Consider the following 16559-nt stretch of genomic DNA (forward strand, 5'->3'; position numbering starts at 1 on the left):
ATGCATGCGCGCAGACTCCTGATCGGTGTCGTACCCCTCGTCCTGGTGGCCACGGCCTGCGGCGGCAACGACGCGTCGACCACCACGAGCGACTCGGGCAAGAAGCTGGACAAGGTCACGCTGACGCTCAACTGGTATCCGTACGGCGAACACGCGCCGTTCTACTACGGCAAGCAGCAGAAGATCTTCGAGAAGCACGGCATCGATCTGAGCATCCAGGCGGGCCAGGGCTCGCAGAAGACGGTGCAGGCGACGGCCGCCGGTCAGACCGACTTCGGCTGGGCCGACACCCCGGCACTGCTCGCGGGTGTCGATCAGGGCGTCCAGGTGAAGAGCCTCGGGGTCTTCCTCCAGACCACCCCGGCGTCGGTGCAGTCCTTCGACGCCGAGGGCATCGGGTCGCCTGCGGATCTCAAGGGAAAGACCATTGCGGGGACCGCCGGTGACGCGCTCTCCAAGACCTTCCCGATCTTCCTGAAGAAGAACGACCTCGACGCGTCGGACGTCAAGGTCCAGAACACCGATCCGGCGGGCAAGATCGCCGCGGTGATCTCCGGGAAGACCGACGGGCTCCTCGGCTACGCCAGCGACCAGGGCCCCACCATGCAGGAGAAGGCCAAGAAGAAGGTCTCGTATCTGCGTTTCTCCGAGAACGGCCTGAACTTCTACTCCAACGGTCTGCTCGCCGGACAGAAGATCCTCACCACGAAGTCCGAACTCGCCGGACGCATGGTGCAGGCGGTCAGCGAGTCGTGGGCGGCCGCCGAGAAGGCCCCCGGGCCCGCGGTCGCGGCGATGAACGGGGCCTCGGAGCAACTGCCGCCGGCCACGGTCCTGGCCGAGCAGTTCAAGACGACACTCACACTGCTGCACACCCCGTCCACCGAGGGGAAGGCGCCCGGAGCGAACAACGAGGCCGACTGGCAGCAGACCATCGACGTCTTCGCCGAGGCCGGCCTGGTCGGCAAGCGGAAGGCCGTCGCGGAGTACTGGGACGAGAAGACGGCGCTGAAGGGATGACGATGCCGAAGCAGTACACGACGCGGACCAAGGCATCGGTTCCTGCCGCGGCGGCGGTCGGACTGTCCGATGTGGCGGTCCGTTTCCGCAGCAGGAAGCGCGATGTCACCGCGTTGCGCGAGGTCTCGCTCGATGTGGCGCCCGGTGAGTTCGTGGCGATCGTCGGACCGTCCGGATGCGGCAAGTCGACCCTGCTCAAGCTGGTCGCCGGACTGCTGAAGCCGTCCTCGGGCGAGGTCCGGCTCGGCGGCGAGCGGGTCGACGGGGTGCGGCACGACATCGGTTACGTGTTCCAGCGCGCCGCCCTCCTGGAGTGGCGCTCGGCGCGCGGCAACATCCTGCTCCAGGCCGAGATCCGGAAGATGCCTCCGGCGCAGGCGCGCGGCCGGACCGACGAGCTGATCCGGATGACGGGCCTGGCCGGTTTCGAGGACGCGTATCCGCATGAGCTGTCGGGCGGAATGCAGCAGCGTGTGGCGTTGTGCCGGGCGCTGCTGCACGAACCCCCGGTGCTCTTGATGGACGAGCCGTTCGGCGCGCTGGACGCGCTCACCCGCGAGCAGATGAACATGGAGCTGAACCGCATCTGGCGTCGGACCCGCACCACTGTCCTGCTGGTCACCCATTCCATCTCGGAGGCCGTCTATCTGGCCGACCGCGTGGTGGTGATGAGCCCGCGCCCCGGCACGATCGCCGAGATCATCGAGGTGGGGCTGGACGCGGAACGGGAGTACGGCGAGACGCTGGGCCGCCCGGAGTTCCGGGACGCGGCCGCCCACATCCGCGACCTGCTGGGTGCGGCTTCCGCGCACGACTGACGGTGCCCTGGCAGCCGGACGGGCCCAAGGACCGGGCCCGTCCGGCGCTGTGGCGGACGGAACGGCCGCTCTGCTCGACGAGGTCTTCATGGCCGAGCACGCCGAGAGGCGCTGTCGGCACACGAAGGCGCAGACCGTCGACCTCTCGGCCATCGCCAAGGCGTACGGTCAATTTCCCCAACCGCCTTGCGGGCACGCTGGATTCGACGCTCCACGCTCCACGCTCGTCGCACGGGGTGCGGGCCGGTGGCCCCGGCCCGCAGCCACCGGACCGGTCACCGGCGGAGGAACGCGCCGATGCGTTCCCGCAGGCCACGCGCGTCCAGGCCGTGGGCGGCGAGGTGCTCGTCCATCTGCCCGTACTTGCGCAGCTCGGTCCGCCCCACCCCGAGGCCCAGAACGCGATGGGGCAGCTCCACGAGCGCGTCATTGACGGCGGCGGTGGACGTGCCCGCCAGATACGGCTCGACGATCACCACATCGGCGGTCCCGCGGCCACCGGCCGCCCGGCGCAGCCCCGCCCCGTCGAACGGGCGGACCGTCGTCGCGTACAGCACGGACACGTCGAGGCCCTCGGTCGCCGCGAGGACGTTGTCGAGCATCGGCCCGACCGCGATCACCACCCCGCCGGTCCCCTCGCGCACCGTGAGGAACCCGGTCGTCGCGCCGACCGGTCGGGCGCGGTCGTTGGACTGCAGCGACAGCCGCACATACACCCGGCCGTCCCCGGCCGCGGCCTGCCGCAGCAGCGCCTCGGCCTCGTCGGGGTGGCCCGGCACCTGAATGGTCCAGCCGTCGAGGGTGTCCAGGAGGGCGACATCACCCGGTGCCATGTGCGTGAAGCCGCCGGCCGGCCAGTCGTACGAGGCTCCGGCGCTCACCAGCACCCCGCCCACTCCCTGGTGTCCGAAGTCCAGCTTGACCTGCTCGAACGGCCGCTCCACGAGAAAGCTGGCGAAGGTGTGCACGATCGGTCGCAGCCCGGTGAGGGCGATCCCGGCCCCCGCGCCGACCAGCAGCTGTTCCCTGATGCCCACATTGACGACCCGGTCCGGATGGGCCCGCTCGGCCCCTTCGAAGCCGTCCCGGCTGATCTCGGCCAGTACCAGCGCGAGGCGGGGGTCCTCGTCCAGCAGCTGCGATGTGGTCGAGATGAAGCGGTCACGCATCGTGTCCATGTGAAGTGTCCCTCTCCGATTTCGTCGGTGCCGCGTCTTCGGTCCTCGCCCGACGCGTTCAGTTCTTGGGGGCGACCCGCGCGACGACGGCGCGCGGCCGTCCGGGATGGGCGGCCGTGAAGGCCGCGTGGAGCGCCTCGTGGTCCCGGCCGTCGACGGACTCGACCGACCAGCCGGCGGCCTCGAACCGGGCCGCGATCCCGCCGGGCAGTCCGTAGGACGCCGACGCGTTGTCGATCACCACGGTGTGCAGCTGCTCCAGCCCGGCCGGGCCCGCGTAGGCGAGCGCCTCGTGGTTGCTGCCCTCGTCCAGTTCGGCGTCCCCGATCAGCACCCACACCCGGGGATCGGTCAGCCCCTGCGCCCGCAGGCCGAGCACGCTCCCCACGGCCAGCGGGAGCCCGTGCCCCAGCGATCCGCTGCCGATCTCGACCCCCGGCACCAGCGTGCGGTCCGGATGGTGCCCGAGCGGCGAGTCGTACGAACCGAAGCCGGGCAGCAGCTCCTCGTCGAAGAAGCCGTGCGCGGCCAGGACCGCGTAGTACGCCATCGGCCCGTGCCCCTTGGACAGCAGGAAGCGGTCGCGGTCGGGTGCGTCGACGGTGCCGGGCGTCACCCGCAGCACCCGGTCGTAGAGGACCCAGAGGGCATCCAGGGTGGAGGTCGCGGCGGGGCCGTGTTTCTCGTCCCCCGTCATCAGGCCCATCAGCCGGTTCATGTCGCCGTAGTCGGCCGTCGGTGCGGCAGTCGTCCTCGTCATGGGTCCAGCGTGAAACATCAAGTTCGGTTGAGGTCAAGCGGAGAAAGCGGTTCGTGACCACCCGCCCGAGTGCGGTATTGTTCTCATGCGCGTTCGGCCAGGGGAAACCCCAGGTCAGACGGGCATCGGGACGTGGCGCAGCTTGGTAGCGCACTTGACTGGGGGTCAAGGGGTCGCAGGTTCAAATCCTGTCGTCCCGACTGTGCGGAAACGCAGGTCGGAGGTCGTTCTCTCATCCATGAGAGGGCGGCCTTTCGTGCGTTCGGGAGCGTGGTGGTCGCAGTGTGGTCGCAGGCCCGAGCTCGGGTTGGTTCGCCGTGGTGCTGGTGGCGCTTCCTCGGGCAGCCGGTGCAGTCGGTCGAGCACCGGATGCGGACCGAGCGGTCTGCCATCGAGCCGGCAGAAGGCCGGCCGGGTGAACGGGTCGTTGGGGTCGCCGCGGGTCCGGGGCGCCGATCGAGCCCGGTGCCGGGGGGCTGTGGCGACGCGGGGCACCGGAGCGGTCGCGAGTTCGAGCCGCACCGCCTCCGCCTCACGCACACGAGCGATGGCATGGCGCATCGCGTGGTAGCGCGGCGCTGACCGTCAGGTGGCGGTACGTGGCGTGGAAGCCGTATGGGGCATACGGAGTGAGGCAGGCCCGCGGTGCCGCGTGGCGGCGCCGCACCGGAAGCGTGCGGTCGAGCACGAGCCGGCGGTGCGTCAGGAAGCTCGCGATCAGCTCGGCTTTCGCAGTGGTGCGGTGATTGCGAGCGACCGGTCGACCGCACTGACCAGTGCCTGCGCCGACTGGGGCGCGTGCTGCTCGGCCCATGCTGCGACCAGGAGGAGGAAGTCCGCGAGGTCCTGCTGGACCCCGGCGAGCAGCCGGGGGAGCTCGGTCCGGGCGACCTCGATCACGGGGCCCGGGTGCTCGCCGTTCGGGTGGAGCCGGACGGTGTCGCCGAGTTGTTCGGCCCACGGTGTCGGGTCGTGGCCGAGCCACAGCTCGCTTCCGTCGGCGACCTCCAGCCATCCGCGCCAGTCCTCCAGTCCGCAGCAGCAACCGGGCGTCAGCGTCGTGCCGGTGCCCGTGTCCTGGACGCGGAGCCCTCCAGGGGCGACGAACCCCTCCTCGTGCAGCAGTGAGCTCAGGAAGGCGTCGGCCGGGTCGGTCGGGTGGTTCTCGACGCGGCTGGAGTTGTAGCCGGCCATGGTGGCTATTGCCGTGCCGACCTGCTCATCGCTCAGCGTGCCGTTCAGTGGGAAGAGGTGGTGCGGCGGTTGCTCGGCGACCGGCCAGAACTCGAAGCCGGGGAGCGCGCCGGTCCCCAGCACGGGGCGTATGACGATCACCGGTCCAGTGTCACGGACACCTGCCCCGGGCGCCGCCGAATATCGGCGCCACTGATGGATGGCTATGCAGGTGACAATGGACGTTTGTCGGCAGATACGGAGAGCGGCCGCTTCGTCCAGGACGCTCAAATGTTGCCGAGTTCTGAGTGGGCGTTTGATGTTGATTCGCGAGGGGTGTTTCGACCCGCTTTTCCGTATTTATCACAAACGTGCACAGCCTGAAATGCTGAAAGCTCCGCACTGGTGGGAATCTTCCGCCCCATTACTGAACCAGACGGAATCCAGTGCCGAGCATCACAATTCATCCCTAAACACCCAATCACGGATCGGAAGGCGGCCTTTCGTTTGTCCGGGGGCGTGGTGGTCGCAATGTGATCGCATGCCCGGATTGGGGCTGGTTCGCGGTGGGTGGGCAGCATCCGACAGAGTCAGTGGCCCCCTGGTGCGGCTGAGTGTTGCAGGTGGCCAGTCTGAGCACTCTCGTTGGCGACTGTCCGCTGTCGGCGTCGCTCGCGCTGCCCTCGACCGCCACGGTCGCCGTCGGGCTCGCCCCGACACCCGCCCTCCCGTCCATCGGGCCGCCTGCGCCGCCCTGATCAGGGGCCGTGCGGGGTGCGCGGCGTTTCGGGTCCGGCCTGGCCGCGGGAAAGGGGGGGCTGATCGCTGTATTCGGCGTACCTGTGATCAGCGAAACGCCCCCGTTCCGTTAGCATGTTCGAGCTCGCAACGATCGCATTGAAATATGACAAAGCGGCTGAAAATTGATATCCACGATAACGCGAATGTTCTCGCGAATAGACCTCGGAACCAGGTTCGCTGCATGGCGTCAACCACGCGTCATGCTGTGGGTCGCGGTGAGTGTGGCGGCCCTCGGATTCCTCATTGCACTGGAGGTCGCCGCGCGTCGGTACGGCGAGCGGGGGCCGATCACCGACCAGGCGCGCGAGGTGATATTCGCCCCCAAATCGGGGACGGTGTTGTACGTCAGTATGGCGTTGATGACGGTGGTGCTCACCTGGCGGCAGCGGTTCATCGCCGCCGGCGCCGCGATCGGCATCGACGTCGTCTTCTGGCTCGTGCGGCGGGCGGTCGACGCCGAGATGATGTTCGGCAACGGCGCGTTGTGGGTGACTTTGGCCTGTGCCGTCATCGCTGTCACGCGCCGCACCGGCCGGGACCGTGTCCTGCTGCTGAAAGGCGTCGGACTGGCCCTGCTGCTGGTGGCCGGCCGCAAGACCGGCTACACCTGGCTGCTGATCACGGCGAAGACCCGCCCGGAGGTGCTCGACCAGTACGTGGCAACCGCCGATCATGCGTTGGGCAACCCGTCGTGGCTGGTGGGCCGGATTGTCGCGGCCACCGGCACGGTCGGCGCCCACGTTCTCGACTGGGTCTACATTCAGCTCGCGGTGGCCGCGGTCGTCGTCGCGCTCTACCAGCTGCGCAACGTGGCGGTCGAGCGCCGCTTCCCGGGCCATCATCTGGTGCGTACCTTTCTGGTCATCGGCCTGCTCGGGCCGGGCATCTACATGATCTTCCCGGTGGTCGGACCGATCTTCGCCTATGGCGCGGACGGGGGGCACTGGGCGGTGGCCAACCTGTGGCCGGACACGCCGCCGCCGGTCAATACCCCGCACCCGATGCTCTTCGACGAGATCACCCCGCGCAATTGCATGCCGAGTCTGCACACGGCGTGGGCTACCGCGATCTTCCTTCATTCCCGCAAGGGCCCGCTGGCTCTGCGATTCGCAGGGGCGTTCTGGCTGATCGCCACGCTCGGCGCGACGCTGGGCTTCGGCTACCACTACGGCGCGGACATCATTGCCGGTGTGGTGTTCACGCTCACGATCGAGACGGCGCTGCGCTCGCTCGACCGCGGCTGGGACCGGTCGGGAATCCAGCTGGTCGTCTACGGCGCCGCAGTCTTCGCTGGGCTCTTGGCTTCGTATCGCTATCTGTCGGTGGAGATGGCCGGACATCCGTGGGTGTTCGGGCCGCTGCTCGTTCTGGCGATGACCTCAGTGGTCTACGGCTACGTACGGACCACCAAGCTGTGGGAACGGAAGGCCGCGTCGGCGTATCTGCCGGAACCGCGACGCGAACCGCGGCCCGAACTCGTTTGAGTCACGTTGCAGCGGGTTGTGGGCTGAGCGCCTCCCGGGTGGGGCCGGGAGTGTGGCTGAGCGCTGTGGTTGGCCGGTCCGAGCGCTTTCGCCGGCGACTGTCCGCTGCCGGCGTCGCCGGCGCTGCCTTCGGCATCGCCACGGTCGCCGTCGATGGAGGCCCGGACGCATGGGGCATGGGGCTGGTGGTGGGGACCCGAAGCCGCATGGCGCCGGGAGCCCGCTCGCCATCGTGTACCAGGACGTCAGCGCGAGGGGGCACCGGGCATGCGGCACGCGCCGATCCAGATGGTCGTGACGGCGCTGACGTAGCGGGCGCCGCAGCGGTCGGACGGGACGACGAGCTGGGTGCCGGCCGTGTCGAGATCCTTGTCGTCCATGCACGTCGCGAGGAGCATGGGGGCGTTGCCGAAGTCGGTGTCGATCTCCGCCCACGACAGGACGGTGTGGTGGCCGTCGCCGCCGCTCACGGCGAGCAGGAAGCGGGAGCGGTCCTTGCGCCGGGCCGGGTCGAAGTGCGGCCGCGTCCGGCTCACGACCTCGCGCAGCAGCGGTCCTTCGAAGGTGTGATGCTGCGGCCCGGCGGTCGCGCAGTCGAACACGACGTCGGCACGGTGCTGGGTCCAGCCCTGCCGCAGGTCGGCGACGGTCAGTGTCGTCGGAAGGGCTACCTCCCCCCAGAGTGCGAAGGTGCCGTGCCGGGCGGTGGTCGAATGCGGTGGAGTGCTGAGCCGGCTCATCGTCAATCCCCTTCGGGCGGTCGGTGCCGCGACTGCGCCCAGTGATACCCGACCGCCCGGGGCGGGAATCGTGATTGCCACCCAGAACACGCTGTTTCGCGTGCGATTGTGAGCTTGCTACGAGTGAGGCGTTCGCATTCTCCAGGTTCATGAACCAAGAGGCCGGTCCTCGGCGGCGGTGTGTGCGTGCCGGCTGAGAGCGAGCCAGACGCGATCGCGGGTGAGGGGGAGTTCGGTGAAGCGGATTCCGGTCGCGTCGCGCAGAGCGTTGGCGAAGGCGGGCGCGACGGGGTTGAAGGGGCTCTCGCTCATGGATTTGGCGCCGAGCGGGCCGATCGCGTCGGTGGTCTGCGTGAAATGGACCTCGGTCCGGGGGACGTCGGCGTACTGGGGGAGCCGGTAGCGGCGGAACGCGGCCGTGGTGACCTCGCCGCGCTCGTCGAGTCGTACGTTCTCGAAGAGGGTCGCCCCCAGTGCCTGGGCCACCCCGCCCTCGACCTGCCCGAGGCACTGCATCGGGTTCATGACCTTGCCGGCGTCGGCGGCGTGGACACTGCGCAGGATGCGGATCTCTCCGCTGCCGGGGTCGACGGCGATCCGGAACCACTGGGCGTTGAAGGCGACGGAGCGGGGCGAGCCGCCCCAGTGGCCGTCGGCGGCGAGTTCGTCCGCGGCGCCGGTCGTGTGAGCCATCTCGTGCAACTCCTTGAGCGTGACGAGCCGGCCGGCGCAGTCGACGGCCTCGGCCCCGAGCGCGCACAGGTGCCGCGCCACGCCGGTGTGGCGGGCGGCGAGCGTGCGCAGCCGCTCCGCGAGCGACTGCGCGGCCAGCAGAACGGCCTTGCCCGCGACCACGGTGCCGGCGGAGCCGAAGGCCCCGGTGTCGTGGCGTACGACGTCGGTGTCGGACTGCCGGATCGTGATCCTTCCCTCGGTGGTGTTCAGGGCGCCGGCGGTGATCTGCTTGTGGACGGTGGTGGTGCCGTTGCCGAACTCGGCGGTACCGACGGCGATGTCGTACGTGCCGTCGGGCAGGAGGGAGACGCGGGCGTCGGCGTAGTGGCCGCCGGGCGGGCCGGTGGCGATCATGGCCATTGCGGTGCCCTGGCCGGTGAGCCACCCCTCGGGCACGTCCTGGTCGCTGGTGTCCTCGGCGATGGCCCGGCGGACCACGGACAGGCACTGGTCGAGTCCGTAGGAGGCAATGTGCAGGTCCTCCTCCTCGCCGATGGGGCTGTGCATCGGCTCGCCCGGACCGATGATGTTCTGCTCGCGCAGGGCCAGCGGATCCATGCCGAGGCGGCGGGCGAGCTCGTCCATCACGGACTCGACGGCGAAGGTTACCTGGCCCAGTCCGTACCCCCGGAACGCGCCCGCGGGGACGGCGTTGGTGTAGACGGAGTAGGCGTCCACCTTCTTGTGCGGGGCGCGGTAGACGGCGAAGGACTCACCCACGCTGTGGAACATGACGGCCGGGCCGTGGTTGCCGTACGCGCCCGTGTTGGAGACCACCCGCATCTGCACAGCGGTCAGGGTGCCGTCCGCGCGGGCCCCGACCTTGATGCCGATGATGAAGGGATGCCGGGTGGTCGCACCGTGGAACTGCTCGGCGCGGGTGTACTCCAGCTTCACCGGCCGACGCAGCTTCAGCGCGGCAAGCGCCACGATGTCCTCGGTGAGCATCTCCTGCTTGCCGCCGAACCCGCCGCCGACACGGCCCGCGACCACACGGACCTCGTCCTCCGGCAGGCCGTACAGCGCGCACAGGGCGCGCCGGGTCAGGAACGGTGTCTGGGTGGAGGAGCGCACGGTCAGGCGCTCGCCCGTCCCGTCCTCCTTCGGCTCGAAGTACGCCACGCAGCCGTGGGTTTCGAGGCTGGCGTGCTGCACGCGCTGAGTGCGGAAGGTCTCCTCGTGCACGACATCGGCCTCGGCGAAGCCCTGCTCGACGTCGCCGATCTCGCCGTGCACCTCGCCCGCGACGTTGTCCGCGGCGCGGGCTATCCGCGACCGGGGCCCCTTGTCGCCGTGCAGCGCCGGCGCGCCGGGCAGCATCGCGGCCTCCGGGTCGGTGACGTACGGAAGTTCCTCGTACGTCACCTCGATCCGGCGGCAGCCCTCCTCGGCCGCCTGCTCGCTGTCGGCGACGACGGCGGCGACCCGCTGTCCGACGTACCGGACGACGCTGTCCAGGACACGGGTGTCGTCGGGGTCCTCCGTGGGGTGCTCGTGGCGGGCACTGGAGTACAGCGTGGCAGGGGCGTCCTCGTGAGTGAGCACGACGTGTACGCCGGGGACCCGCAGGGCGGCGGAGGCGTCGACGGCGACGATCCGGGCGTGCGGGTGGGGGGACCGCAACAGCTTCATGTGCAGCAGGCCGGGCACCTCGATGTCGAAGGTGTAGCGGGCGGTGCCGGTGACGACCTGGGGGCCGGCCGGTGCGCCGACATTCCTGCCCACGGCCTGTCCCGCACAGGGGCGTTCGGTGTGCTGCACGCCCCGTACGGCGTCCTCGATGGCGCGGTAGCCGGTACAGCGGCAGATGTTGCCCTTGAACGCGCGGGGCAGATCGTCGAGCTTGCCGTCGTCGTGCGCGGTGCCCCGTTCGGCTTCGAGTGCGGCGGTGGTCATCAGGAAGCCGGCCGTGCAGAAGCCGCACTGGTATCCCTGTGCGTCGAGGAACTTCTGCTGTACGGGGTGGAGTTCGCCCCCGGACGAGGCGAGACCCTCGACGGTGGTCACATCGCGGCCCGAGGCGCGTACCGCCGGATACACGCAGCTGTGGACCGGTTCGCCGTCCACGTGGACGGTGCAGGCGCCGCAGTCCCCGGCGTCGCAGCCCTTCTTCACGCCGAACCAGCCGCGTTCGCGCAGGTAGGTGCGCAGACACTGGCCGGCGCGCGGTGCGTCCTCGAACGTCTGCTCGTTGATCCGGATATGGAAGCTCATCGGGCACCCTCCTGAGCGGGGCGGGTCAGTTCACGGCGGACCTCTTCGGCGAGGCGGAAACCCATGTGCCGCCGCCACTCGGGCAGTCCGTGGATGTCGTCGAACCAGTCGTTCGCGCCGATGCCCGACGCGATCGCGTCCCGAAGCCCCTCGGCGTCCGGCGGCAGCGGAAACCAGAGGCGGAACGGGCGTACGGTCGCCGCGCTGATCGTCACCGCCAGTGAGCCGTCCACCGGATCGAGCGTCCCGATCACCAGCGCGCCCGAGCGCCCCAGCCCGTACAGCGACGCCTGCCGGAACGCCGTACGGCATCGCATCGCCCGGCCGGTCAGCGTGACGGAGCGCAGCAGTTCGCCCTCCGCGAGGTTCTTGCGTCCCGCACCGGTGATGAAGTCGACGACCTTCACGTGCCGCAGCGAGCCGTCCTGTGCCCGCAGGCGGCACTCCCCGTCGAGCGCGGCGGTCAGCGAGATCATCGGCCCGGCGGGCAGGCCGTTGCACAGGTTCCCGCCGACGGTCGCCATGTTCCAGATCTTGAACGAGGCCAGAAAGGCCCGGCAGCACTGCTCGAACAGCGGACCCGCGACCGTGCCCGGCGTCCGCGCGAAACGGGAGAGCCGAGCGATCGTGCAGGTCGCGGCGATCTCCAGCGACCCGTCCTCGTGGAGTACGAGCGGCTCCCAGCCCATCCGGCTCAGGTCGATCAGCCGCCGCAGGTGCGGCTGTGGCTCGGAGAACAGATACGTCCCTCCTCCCAGCCAGGCGTCGCCCGGCCGCCACGGCTCGCGCAGACACGCGTCCCGTACGTCTGTGACCGTGTTCAGATCCATCTCGCCCCACGCCTCCCGACCGGTGTGTTCACGCCAGTGAAGCCCGGAAGGGCCCAGGGGGACGACTGGTTCGAAGCCCGGAAAACCTCCACCCGGCAAAGTCACGTTCTGGAGGATCCACCAAGAGGCATTTTGTGCCTGCATTCGGGCATCTACGATGTCCCCACTCGTATTTGCCTCGTAAATGTGAGATGCGGGCTTGCCCCGCGACCGCGCAAGGAGCCCGCATGCACGTCGAACATCTCCTCCGGCTCGACCGCCTCGACCTCGCTCTGCTCTGGGGCGAGAAGGCGCTGCTCGGCCAAGAGATCAGCGGGGTGACGGCCACCGACCTGGAGGACCCGGCCCGGTTTCTCCAGCCGGGGGAGATCGTCCTCAGCGGCCTCGTGTGGTGGAGTCCGGACGGCGGCCGGGACAAGACCGAGCGTTTCGTCTCCGCCCTGCGCGCCGCCGGAGCCGTGGCACTCCTCGCGGGCGAGGAGACACACGGCGAGGTCCCCGGCGAGCTGGTCGACGCCTGCCGCAGGCACCGGATCGCACTGCTGGCCGTTCCGGCGCACACGAGCTTCCGGGCGATCACCGAAGCGGTCTACCTCCGCCAGTGGGGAGACCTCAGCCGCCGCCCCACGGACCACTACGCGCTCCCCGAGAACGTACGCGGGGAACTGGGCCGCGAACTGGAGCGCGGCGCCTCGGCGGCCGATCTGCTGGACCGCGCGTTCGCTCATCTCGGCACGCCCCCCTGCTACCTTCTGACCGGCAGCGGCCGTACGGTCGCCCGCACCGCCGCGGCACCCGAACTGCCCGCCCGGCAGGCGGCGGAGCGTCTGCGCGAAGCACGCGGCACGACGCTGCGGATCGAGGCCGACGACTCCGCCTTCGACGCCTGGCACCTCCATCTGCCGGACGAGGGACAGGCGCCACCGCGCGTTCTGCAGGAGATAGCCGAGCTTCTGGGGCGGCATCGGCGCCGCGGCGACCGGCGAGGGGCCGCGGGCCGAGAAGCCGGCAGCCGGCTGACGGGACTCGTCGGCGCGGCGTACCCCGACGTGAACGCCCTGCAGAATGCGCTGAGTTCGTGCGGACTGGCGGAGAAGGGGCCCTACACCGTCGTGGTCGCTTCGCCGACGTCGCCGGAGGACGGCTCGGGAAGCCGTGACGCGCTCACGGAGGCGCTGAACCATCTTTCTTCGCTCTCCTTCGCCGTCGCCGAGCGTCCCGGCGGCGAGGCGGTGGCGGTCGTCGCCCCTCGGACGAAGGAGGGGGAATGCGATGTCCGGGCAGGGCTGGGGGAGGTGTGGCCACTGCTGCAGGCCTGCCGCCCCGATGCCGTTCTGCACGCAGGGGTCAGCCGGCCCGTCGCCGCCCCCGAGGAACTGGGCACGGCCCTCGCGCAGGCCCGCCACGCGCTCGCCGCGGCCCGCACGACGGCCCCGCACATCGCGCGGGTGGCAGCCGTCGACGACCTCTCCAGCCTGGAGACGCTGGTGGCGGGCGTGCCCCACGACGTGCGGGCCGTCTACCGCGAGACGGTGCTCGGCCCGCTCCTGCACGCCGATCGATCCTCGAACGCCACGCTGCTCGCGACGCTCGAAGTCTTCCTGGCGCACAACTGCTCCTGGGCCAGGACCGCCGAGGCCCTGCACCTCCACGTGAACACGGTCCACTACCGCATCCAGCGCATCGAAAGTCTCACGGGCCGGGACATCTCCCGCCTCGACCACAAGCTGGATCTGCGCGCGGCACTGCTGTGCCGCTGACGGCCGTGGGGGTCAGGGCAGGTCGATGTGGACGTTCGTCGACTTCACCCGAGCGGTGACGGTGACCCCGACGGCCAGCCCGAGTTCGTCGACGGCCTCGCGCGTCACGAGCGACACCAGCCGGTGCGGCCCCGACTGGACCTCCACCTGTGCCGTCACGTCGTCGACCCGTAGAGCGGTCACGATCCCCGCGAAGGAATTGCGCACGGACGTGGGCACTTCGTCCGGCACGGCGTGCAGGCCGGACCCACGCTCCTTGGCGAAGGCCGCCAGACTCGCTCCGTCGATCACCCGGTTGCCCGAGCCGTCCCGGCCCATGCGCAGCCTGCCGCCGTCCGCCCACCGGCGGACGGTCTCCGAGCTGACTCCGAGCAGCCGCGCTGCCTGCCCAATGCTGTACGACGGCACAACCGCACTCTAGGCCACAATCCCCGGGCCCCTGCGCGCCGAACACCGCGAACGGCGCGCAGGGGCTTCCCGCGGACCCCGCCGACCCGGGGCGTGAGAGCCGTACGGTCCCGGTCGGTGGGGTCCGCACGCAGTGAATCAGCGAGCACTGTCCCGGGTCGACCGGTCGCGTACACGAAGACGGGTGCCGAATACCGCACCGGGCCCGGTGGATCGACCAGGGCGGCTCGGTCACACGGCCCGCATGGCCGCTGTGCACGCGGCGGTCGTGCCGGCCCCGCCCGCGAACGGGCAGAGCCGGCACGGTCACTACCGGGCCGATGCCCCGGCGGATGACACCGCGCTCGGCACCGGGGCGTAGCCGGTGGCCCGGGTGGTGAACGTTCCCCGGCCACGGGTGCGGCTGCGCAGCCGGGTGGCGTAGCCGAACAGCTCCGCCAGCGGCACGGCAGCGGTGAGCACCGAGGTGCCCGCCCGCGCCGTCGAGCCCGAGACCCGCCCACGCCGTGCCGCCAGGTCGCCGAGCACCCCGCCCACGGCGTCGTCGGGCACGGTGACCGTGACCTCGGCCACCGGTTCCAGCAGCACCATCACGCTGCTGCGCAGCGCTTCCCGCAGCCCGAGTCGGCCGGCCGTCCGGAACGCCATCTCCGAGGAGTCCTTGGAGTGGGTCGCCCCGTCGGTCAGCGTGACCCGGAGCCCGGTCACCGGGTGCCCGCCCAGGGGGCCTTCGGCCAGGGCGTCCCGGCAGCCGGCCTCCACCGCACGGACGAACTCCTGCGGCACCCGGCCACCCACGACGGTGGACCGGAACACGAAGTCCGTCGCCCCGCCACCGCCGTCGTCACCCGTGGCATCCCACGGTTCCACGTCGAGAACGACATGAGCGAACTGGCCTGCGCCTCCGTCCTGCTTGACATGCCGGTACACCAGCCCGGACACGCCCCGGACCACCGTCTCCCGGAGCGCCACCTGCGGACGGCCGACGCCGACATCCAGCCCGTGAGCTCGCCGGATCTTCTCCACCGCGACCTCCAGATGGAGTTCCCCCATGCCCGACAGCACCGTCTGACCGGTCTCGGGATCGGTCCGGACCGCCAGCGACGGATCCTCCTCCACCAGCCGTGCCAGCGCCGACACCAATCGGTCGGTGTCGATGCTCCGGCGGGCCTCGACCGCCACGGAGACGACCGGATCGGCCACGGAAGGCGGTTCGAGGACCAGGGGCGTCGCGGGCGCGGACAGGGTCGCCCCGGCGCGGGCCGCCTTCAGCCCGATCACCGCGACGATGTCCCCGGCGACCGCCCGGTCCACATCCGAGTGCCGTCCGGCCTGCACCCGCAGGATCCGGCCGATCCGCTCGGTGCGCCGCGCGCCCACGTCCAGCACGGTGTCCCCCTTCCGGATCGTTCCCGAGTAGACACGCAGGTAGGTCAGCCGCCCGGTGGCGGTCGAGTTCACCTTGAACACCAGCGCGGCGAACGGCGCCGCCGGGTCGGCGGGCCGCTCCTGCACCGCGCCGTCCAGCGTGCCGCGTACCGCGGGCACATCCAGGGGCGAGGGCAGGTAGGCCACGACGGCCTCCAGCAGCGGCTCGATGCCCCGGTTGCGGTAGGCCGACCCGCACAACACGACGACGGCCTCACCGGTACGGGTCAGATCGCGCAGTGCGGCGGCGAGGGTCGGTGCCGAGACCGTCGACCGAGCGCAGAACTCCTCCAGCGCCGCCGGGTGCAGTTCCGCCACGGTCTCCTCGAGCAGCCCGCGCAGTCGGTGCGCCTCCTCGCGGAGGTCGTCGGGTACCCGCCCCTCCTCGAACGCGGCGCCGTCGTCGGACCAGACCAGCGCCCGCATGCGCAGCAGGTCCACCACTCCGGTGAATCCGTCCTCCTTCCCGATCGGCATCTGCACGGCCAGCGGAACCGTGTGCAGCCGCTCGCGTATCGAAGCGACCGCCGTGTCGAGGTCGGCCCCGGCGCGGTCCAGTTTGTTGACGAAGGCGATCCGCGGTACCCCGTGCCGGTCGGCCTGCCGCCACACCGTCTCGCTCTGCGGCTCGACCCCCGCGACGGCGTCGAACACCGCGACGGCGCCGTCGAGCACCCGCAGCGAGCGCTCCACCTCGTCGGAGAAGTCGACGTGGCCGGGGGTGTCGATCAGATTGATCCGGTGGCCGTCCCAGGTACAACTCACCGCGGCGGCGAAGATGGTGATACCGCGATCGCGCTCCTGGGGGTCGAAGTCGGTGACGGTCGTCCCGTCGTGGACCTCACCCCGCTTGTGAGTGGTGCCGGTGAGGTAGAGGATCCGTTCGGTGACGGTGGTCTTTCCGGCGTCGACGTGGGCGAGGATGCCCAGATTACGAACGCCGTTCAGCGGACTGATGGGATGACGGTGCAGGTCGGTACGCACGGCCGGTTGCCTTTCGGGGTGATCCGGATGAAGCGGCGCGATCGCCGGACGAACCGGCCCGTCGGCGGGCCACGCGGATGCCCCCCGATGCGGCGCACCGCACCGGTGACGAGCCGTCGGATCGGCCCGGAGCACCTCGGGAGGACGTCAGTCGTTCGTCACGGACATCCGGTGCCGGCCGCGCAGCGGGCACCGGGCGGACGAAGACACCAGGATCACCTCGTAC

General features: G+C 70.5%; 12 protein-coding genes and 1 tRNA gene. 5 read left to right on the plus strand and 8 right to left on the minus strand.

What is annotated here, in order from left to right; all coding sequences use genetic code 11:
* Together ACIQCZ_RS33825 and ACIQCZ_RS33830 are read left to right on the plus strand one after the other, a co-directional pair.
* Entirely contained in the window at nt 1-1020 is a 1020-nt protein-coding gene (locus ACIQCZ_RS33825; protein WP_402288249.1) for an ABC transporter substrate-binding protein, read from the plus strand.
* Nucleotides 1017-1838, plus strand: coding sequence for an ABC transporter ATP-binding protein (locus ACIQCZ_RS33830; RefSeq protein WP_402288251.1), 822 nt, complete (start codon nt 1017-1019; stop codon nt 1836-1838). The genes ACIQCZ_RS33825 and ACIQCZ_RS33830 overlap by 4 nt, the downstream gene beginning before the upstream one ends.
* 275 nt (nt 1839-2113) lie before the next feature.
* Here ACIQCZ_RS33830 and ACIQCZ_RS33835 read toward each other — a convergent pair whose 3' ends face one another.
* Both ACIQCZ_RS33835 and ACIQCZ_RS33840 read right to left on the minus strand, forming a co-directional pair.
* The gene (locus ACIQCZ_RS33835) at nt 2114-3016 is read right to left on the minus strand and encodes a transketolase family protein (RefSeq protein WP_402288254.1); all 903 of its coding nucleotides are present in this window, start codon (nt 3014-3016) and stop codon (nt 2114-2116) included.
* Between the two features lie 58 nt (nt 3017-3074).
* Nucleotides 3075-3776 (minus strand): transketolase, encoded by a 702-nt coding sequence (locus tag ACIQCZ_RS33840; protein WP_402288256.1) that lies wholly within the window; start codon nt 3774-3776, stop codon nt 3075-3077.
* 126 nt (nt 3777-3902) lie between these two features.
* On the opposite strand from ACIQCZ_RS33840, the gene ACIQCZ_RS33845 reads away from it, so the two are divergent.
* Nucleotides 3903-3976: transfer RNA gene (locus ACIQCZ_RS33845), tRNA-Pro, on the plus strand.
* 517 nt (nt 3977-4493) lie between these two features.
* On the opposite strand, the gene ACIQCZ_RS33850 is transcribed toward ACIQCZ_RS33845, so the two are convergent.
* Entirely contained in the window at nt 4494-5111 is a 618-nt protein-coding gene (locus tag ACIQCZ_RS33850) for a hypothetical protein (protein WP_402288258.1), read from the minus strand.
* A gap of 839 nt (nt 5112-5950) precedes the next feature.
* Here ACIQCZ_RS33850 and ACIQCZ_RS33855 point away from each other — a divergent pair.
* On the plus strand, nt 5951-7234 hold the full coding sequence (locus tag ACIQCZ_RS33855; RefSeq protein WP_402288260.1) for a phosphatase PAP2 family protein: 1284 nt from the start codon (nt 5951-5953) through the stop codon (nt 7232-7234).
* 245 nt (nt 7235-7479) lie between these two features.
* Here ACIQCZ_RS33855 and ACIQCZ_RS33860 read toward each other — a convergent pair whose 3' ends face one another.
* From ACIQCZ_RS33860 to ACIQCZ_RS33870, 3 genes are all read right to left on the minus strand, one after another.
* Entirely contained in the window at nt 7480-7974 is a 495-nt protein-coding gene (locus ACIQCZ_RS33860; protein WP_402288262.1) for a molybdopterin-dependent oxidoreductase, read from the minus strand.
* A gap of 147 nt (nt 7975-8121) precedes the next feature.
* Nucleotides 8122-10923, minus strand: coding sequence for a molybdopterin-dependent oxidoreductase (locus ACIQCZ_RS33865; RefSeq protein WP_402288264.1), 2802 nt, complete (start codon nt 10921-10923; stop codon nt 8122-8124).
* Complete coding sequence (locus tag ACIQCZ_RS33870; RefSeq protein ID WP_402288267.1) at nt 10920-11753, minus strand: FAD binding domain-containing protein; 834 nt, start codon at nt 11751-11753, stop codon at nt 10920-10922. Before ACIQCZ_RS33870 ends, ACIQCZ_RS33865 begins: the two co-directional genes overlap by 4 nt.
* A gap of 227 nt (nt 11754-11980) precedes the next feature.
* Here ACIQCZ_RS33870 and ACIQCZ_RS33875 point away from each other — a divergent pair, with 227 nt between their 5' ends.
* Nucleotides 11981-13513: a helix-turn-helix domain-containing protein gene (locus tag ACIQCZ_RS33875; RefSeq protein WP_402288270.1), complete on the plus strand. Its 1533-nt coding sequence runs from the start codon at nt 11981-11983 to the stop codon at nt 13511-13513.
* Nucleotides 13514-13525: 12 nt separating this feature from the next.
* Here ACIQCZ_RS33875 and ACIQCZ_RS33880 read toward each other — a convergent pair whose 3' ends face one another.
* On the minus strand, nt 13526-13921 hold the full coding sequence (locus tag ACIQCZ_RS33880; protein WP_402288272.1) for a molybdopterin-binding protein: 396 nt from the start codon (nt 13919-13921) through the stop codon (nt 13526-13528).
* A gap of 309 nt (nt 13922-14230) precedes the next feature.
* Nucleotides 14231-16333: an elongation factor G gene (fusA, locus tag ACIQCZ_RS33885; RefSeq protein ID WP_402288273.1), complete on the minus strand. Its 2103-nt coding sequence runs from the start codon at nt 16331-16333 to the stop codon at nt 14231-14233.
* Between the last annotated feature and the right edge of the window lie 226 nt (nt 16334-16559).

This window comes from Streptomyces sp. NPDC093149 (assembly GCF_044754145.1).
Taxonomy (GTDB): domain Bacteria; phylum Actinomycetota; class Actinomycetes; order Streptomycetales; family Streptomycetaceae; genus Streptomyces.

What these genes read in the sequence shown, in the direction of transcription:
- ACIQCZ_RS33825 (WP_402288249.1), top strand. Translation starts at nt 1, where the DNA reads ATGCATGCGCGCAGACTCCTGATCGGTGTCGTACCCCTCGTCCTGGTG.
- ACIQCZ_RS33830 (WP_402288251.1), top strand. Translation starts at nt 1,017, where the DNA reads ATGACGATGCCGAAGCAGTACACGACGCGGACCAAGGCATCGGTTCCT.
- ACIQCZ_RS33835 (WP_402288254.1), bottom strand. Translation starts at nt 3,016, where the DNA reads ATGGACACGATGCGTGACCGCTTCATCTCGACCACATCGCAGCTGCTG.
- ACIQCZ_RS33840 (WP_402288256.1), bottom strand. Translation starts at nt 3,776, where the DNA reads ATGACGAGGACGACTGCCGCACCGACGGCCGACTACGGCGACATGAAC.
- ACIQCZ_RS33855 (WP_402288260.1), top strand. Translation starts at nt 5,951, where the DNA reads ATGCTGTGGGTCGCGGTGAGTGTGGCGGCCCTCGGATTCCTCATTGCA.
- ACIQCZ_RS33860 (WP_402288262.1), bottom strand. Translation starts at nt 7,974, where the DNA reads ATGAGCCGGCTCAGCACTCCACCGCATTCGACCACCGCCCGGCACGGC.
- ACIQCZ_RS33865 (WP_402288264.1), bottom strand. Translation starts at nt 10,923, where the DNA reads ATGAGCTTCCATATCCGGATCAACGAGCAGACGTTCGAGGACGCACCG.
- ACIQCZ_RS33870 (WP_402288267.1), bottom strand. Translation starts at nt 11,753, where the DNA reads ATGGATCTGAACACGGTCACAGACGTACGGGACGCGTGTCTGCGCGAG.
- ACIQCZ_RS33875 (WP_402288270.1), top strand. Translation starts at nt 11,981, where the DNA reads ATGCACGTCGAACATCTCCTCCGGCTCGACCGCCTCGACCTCGCTCTG.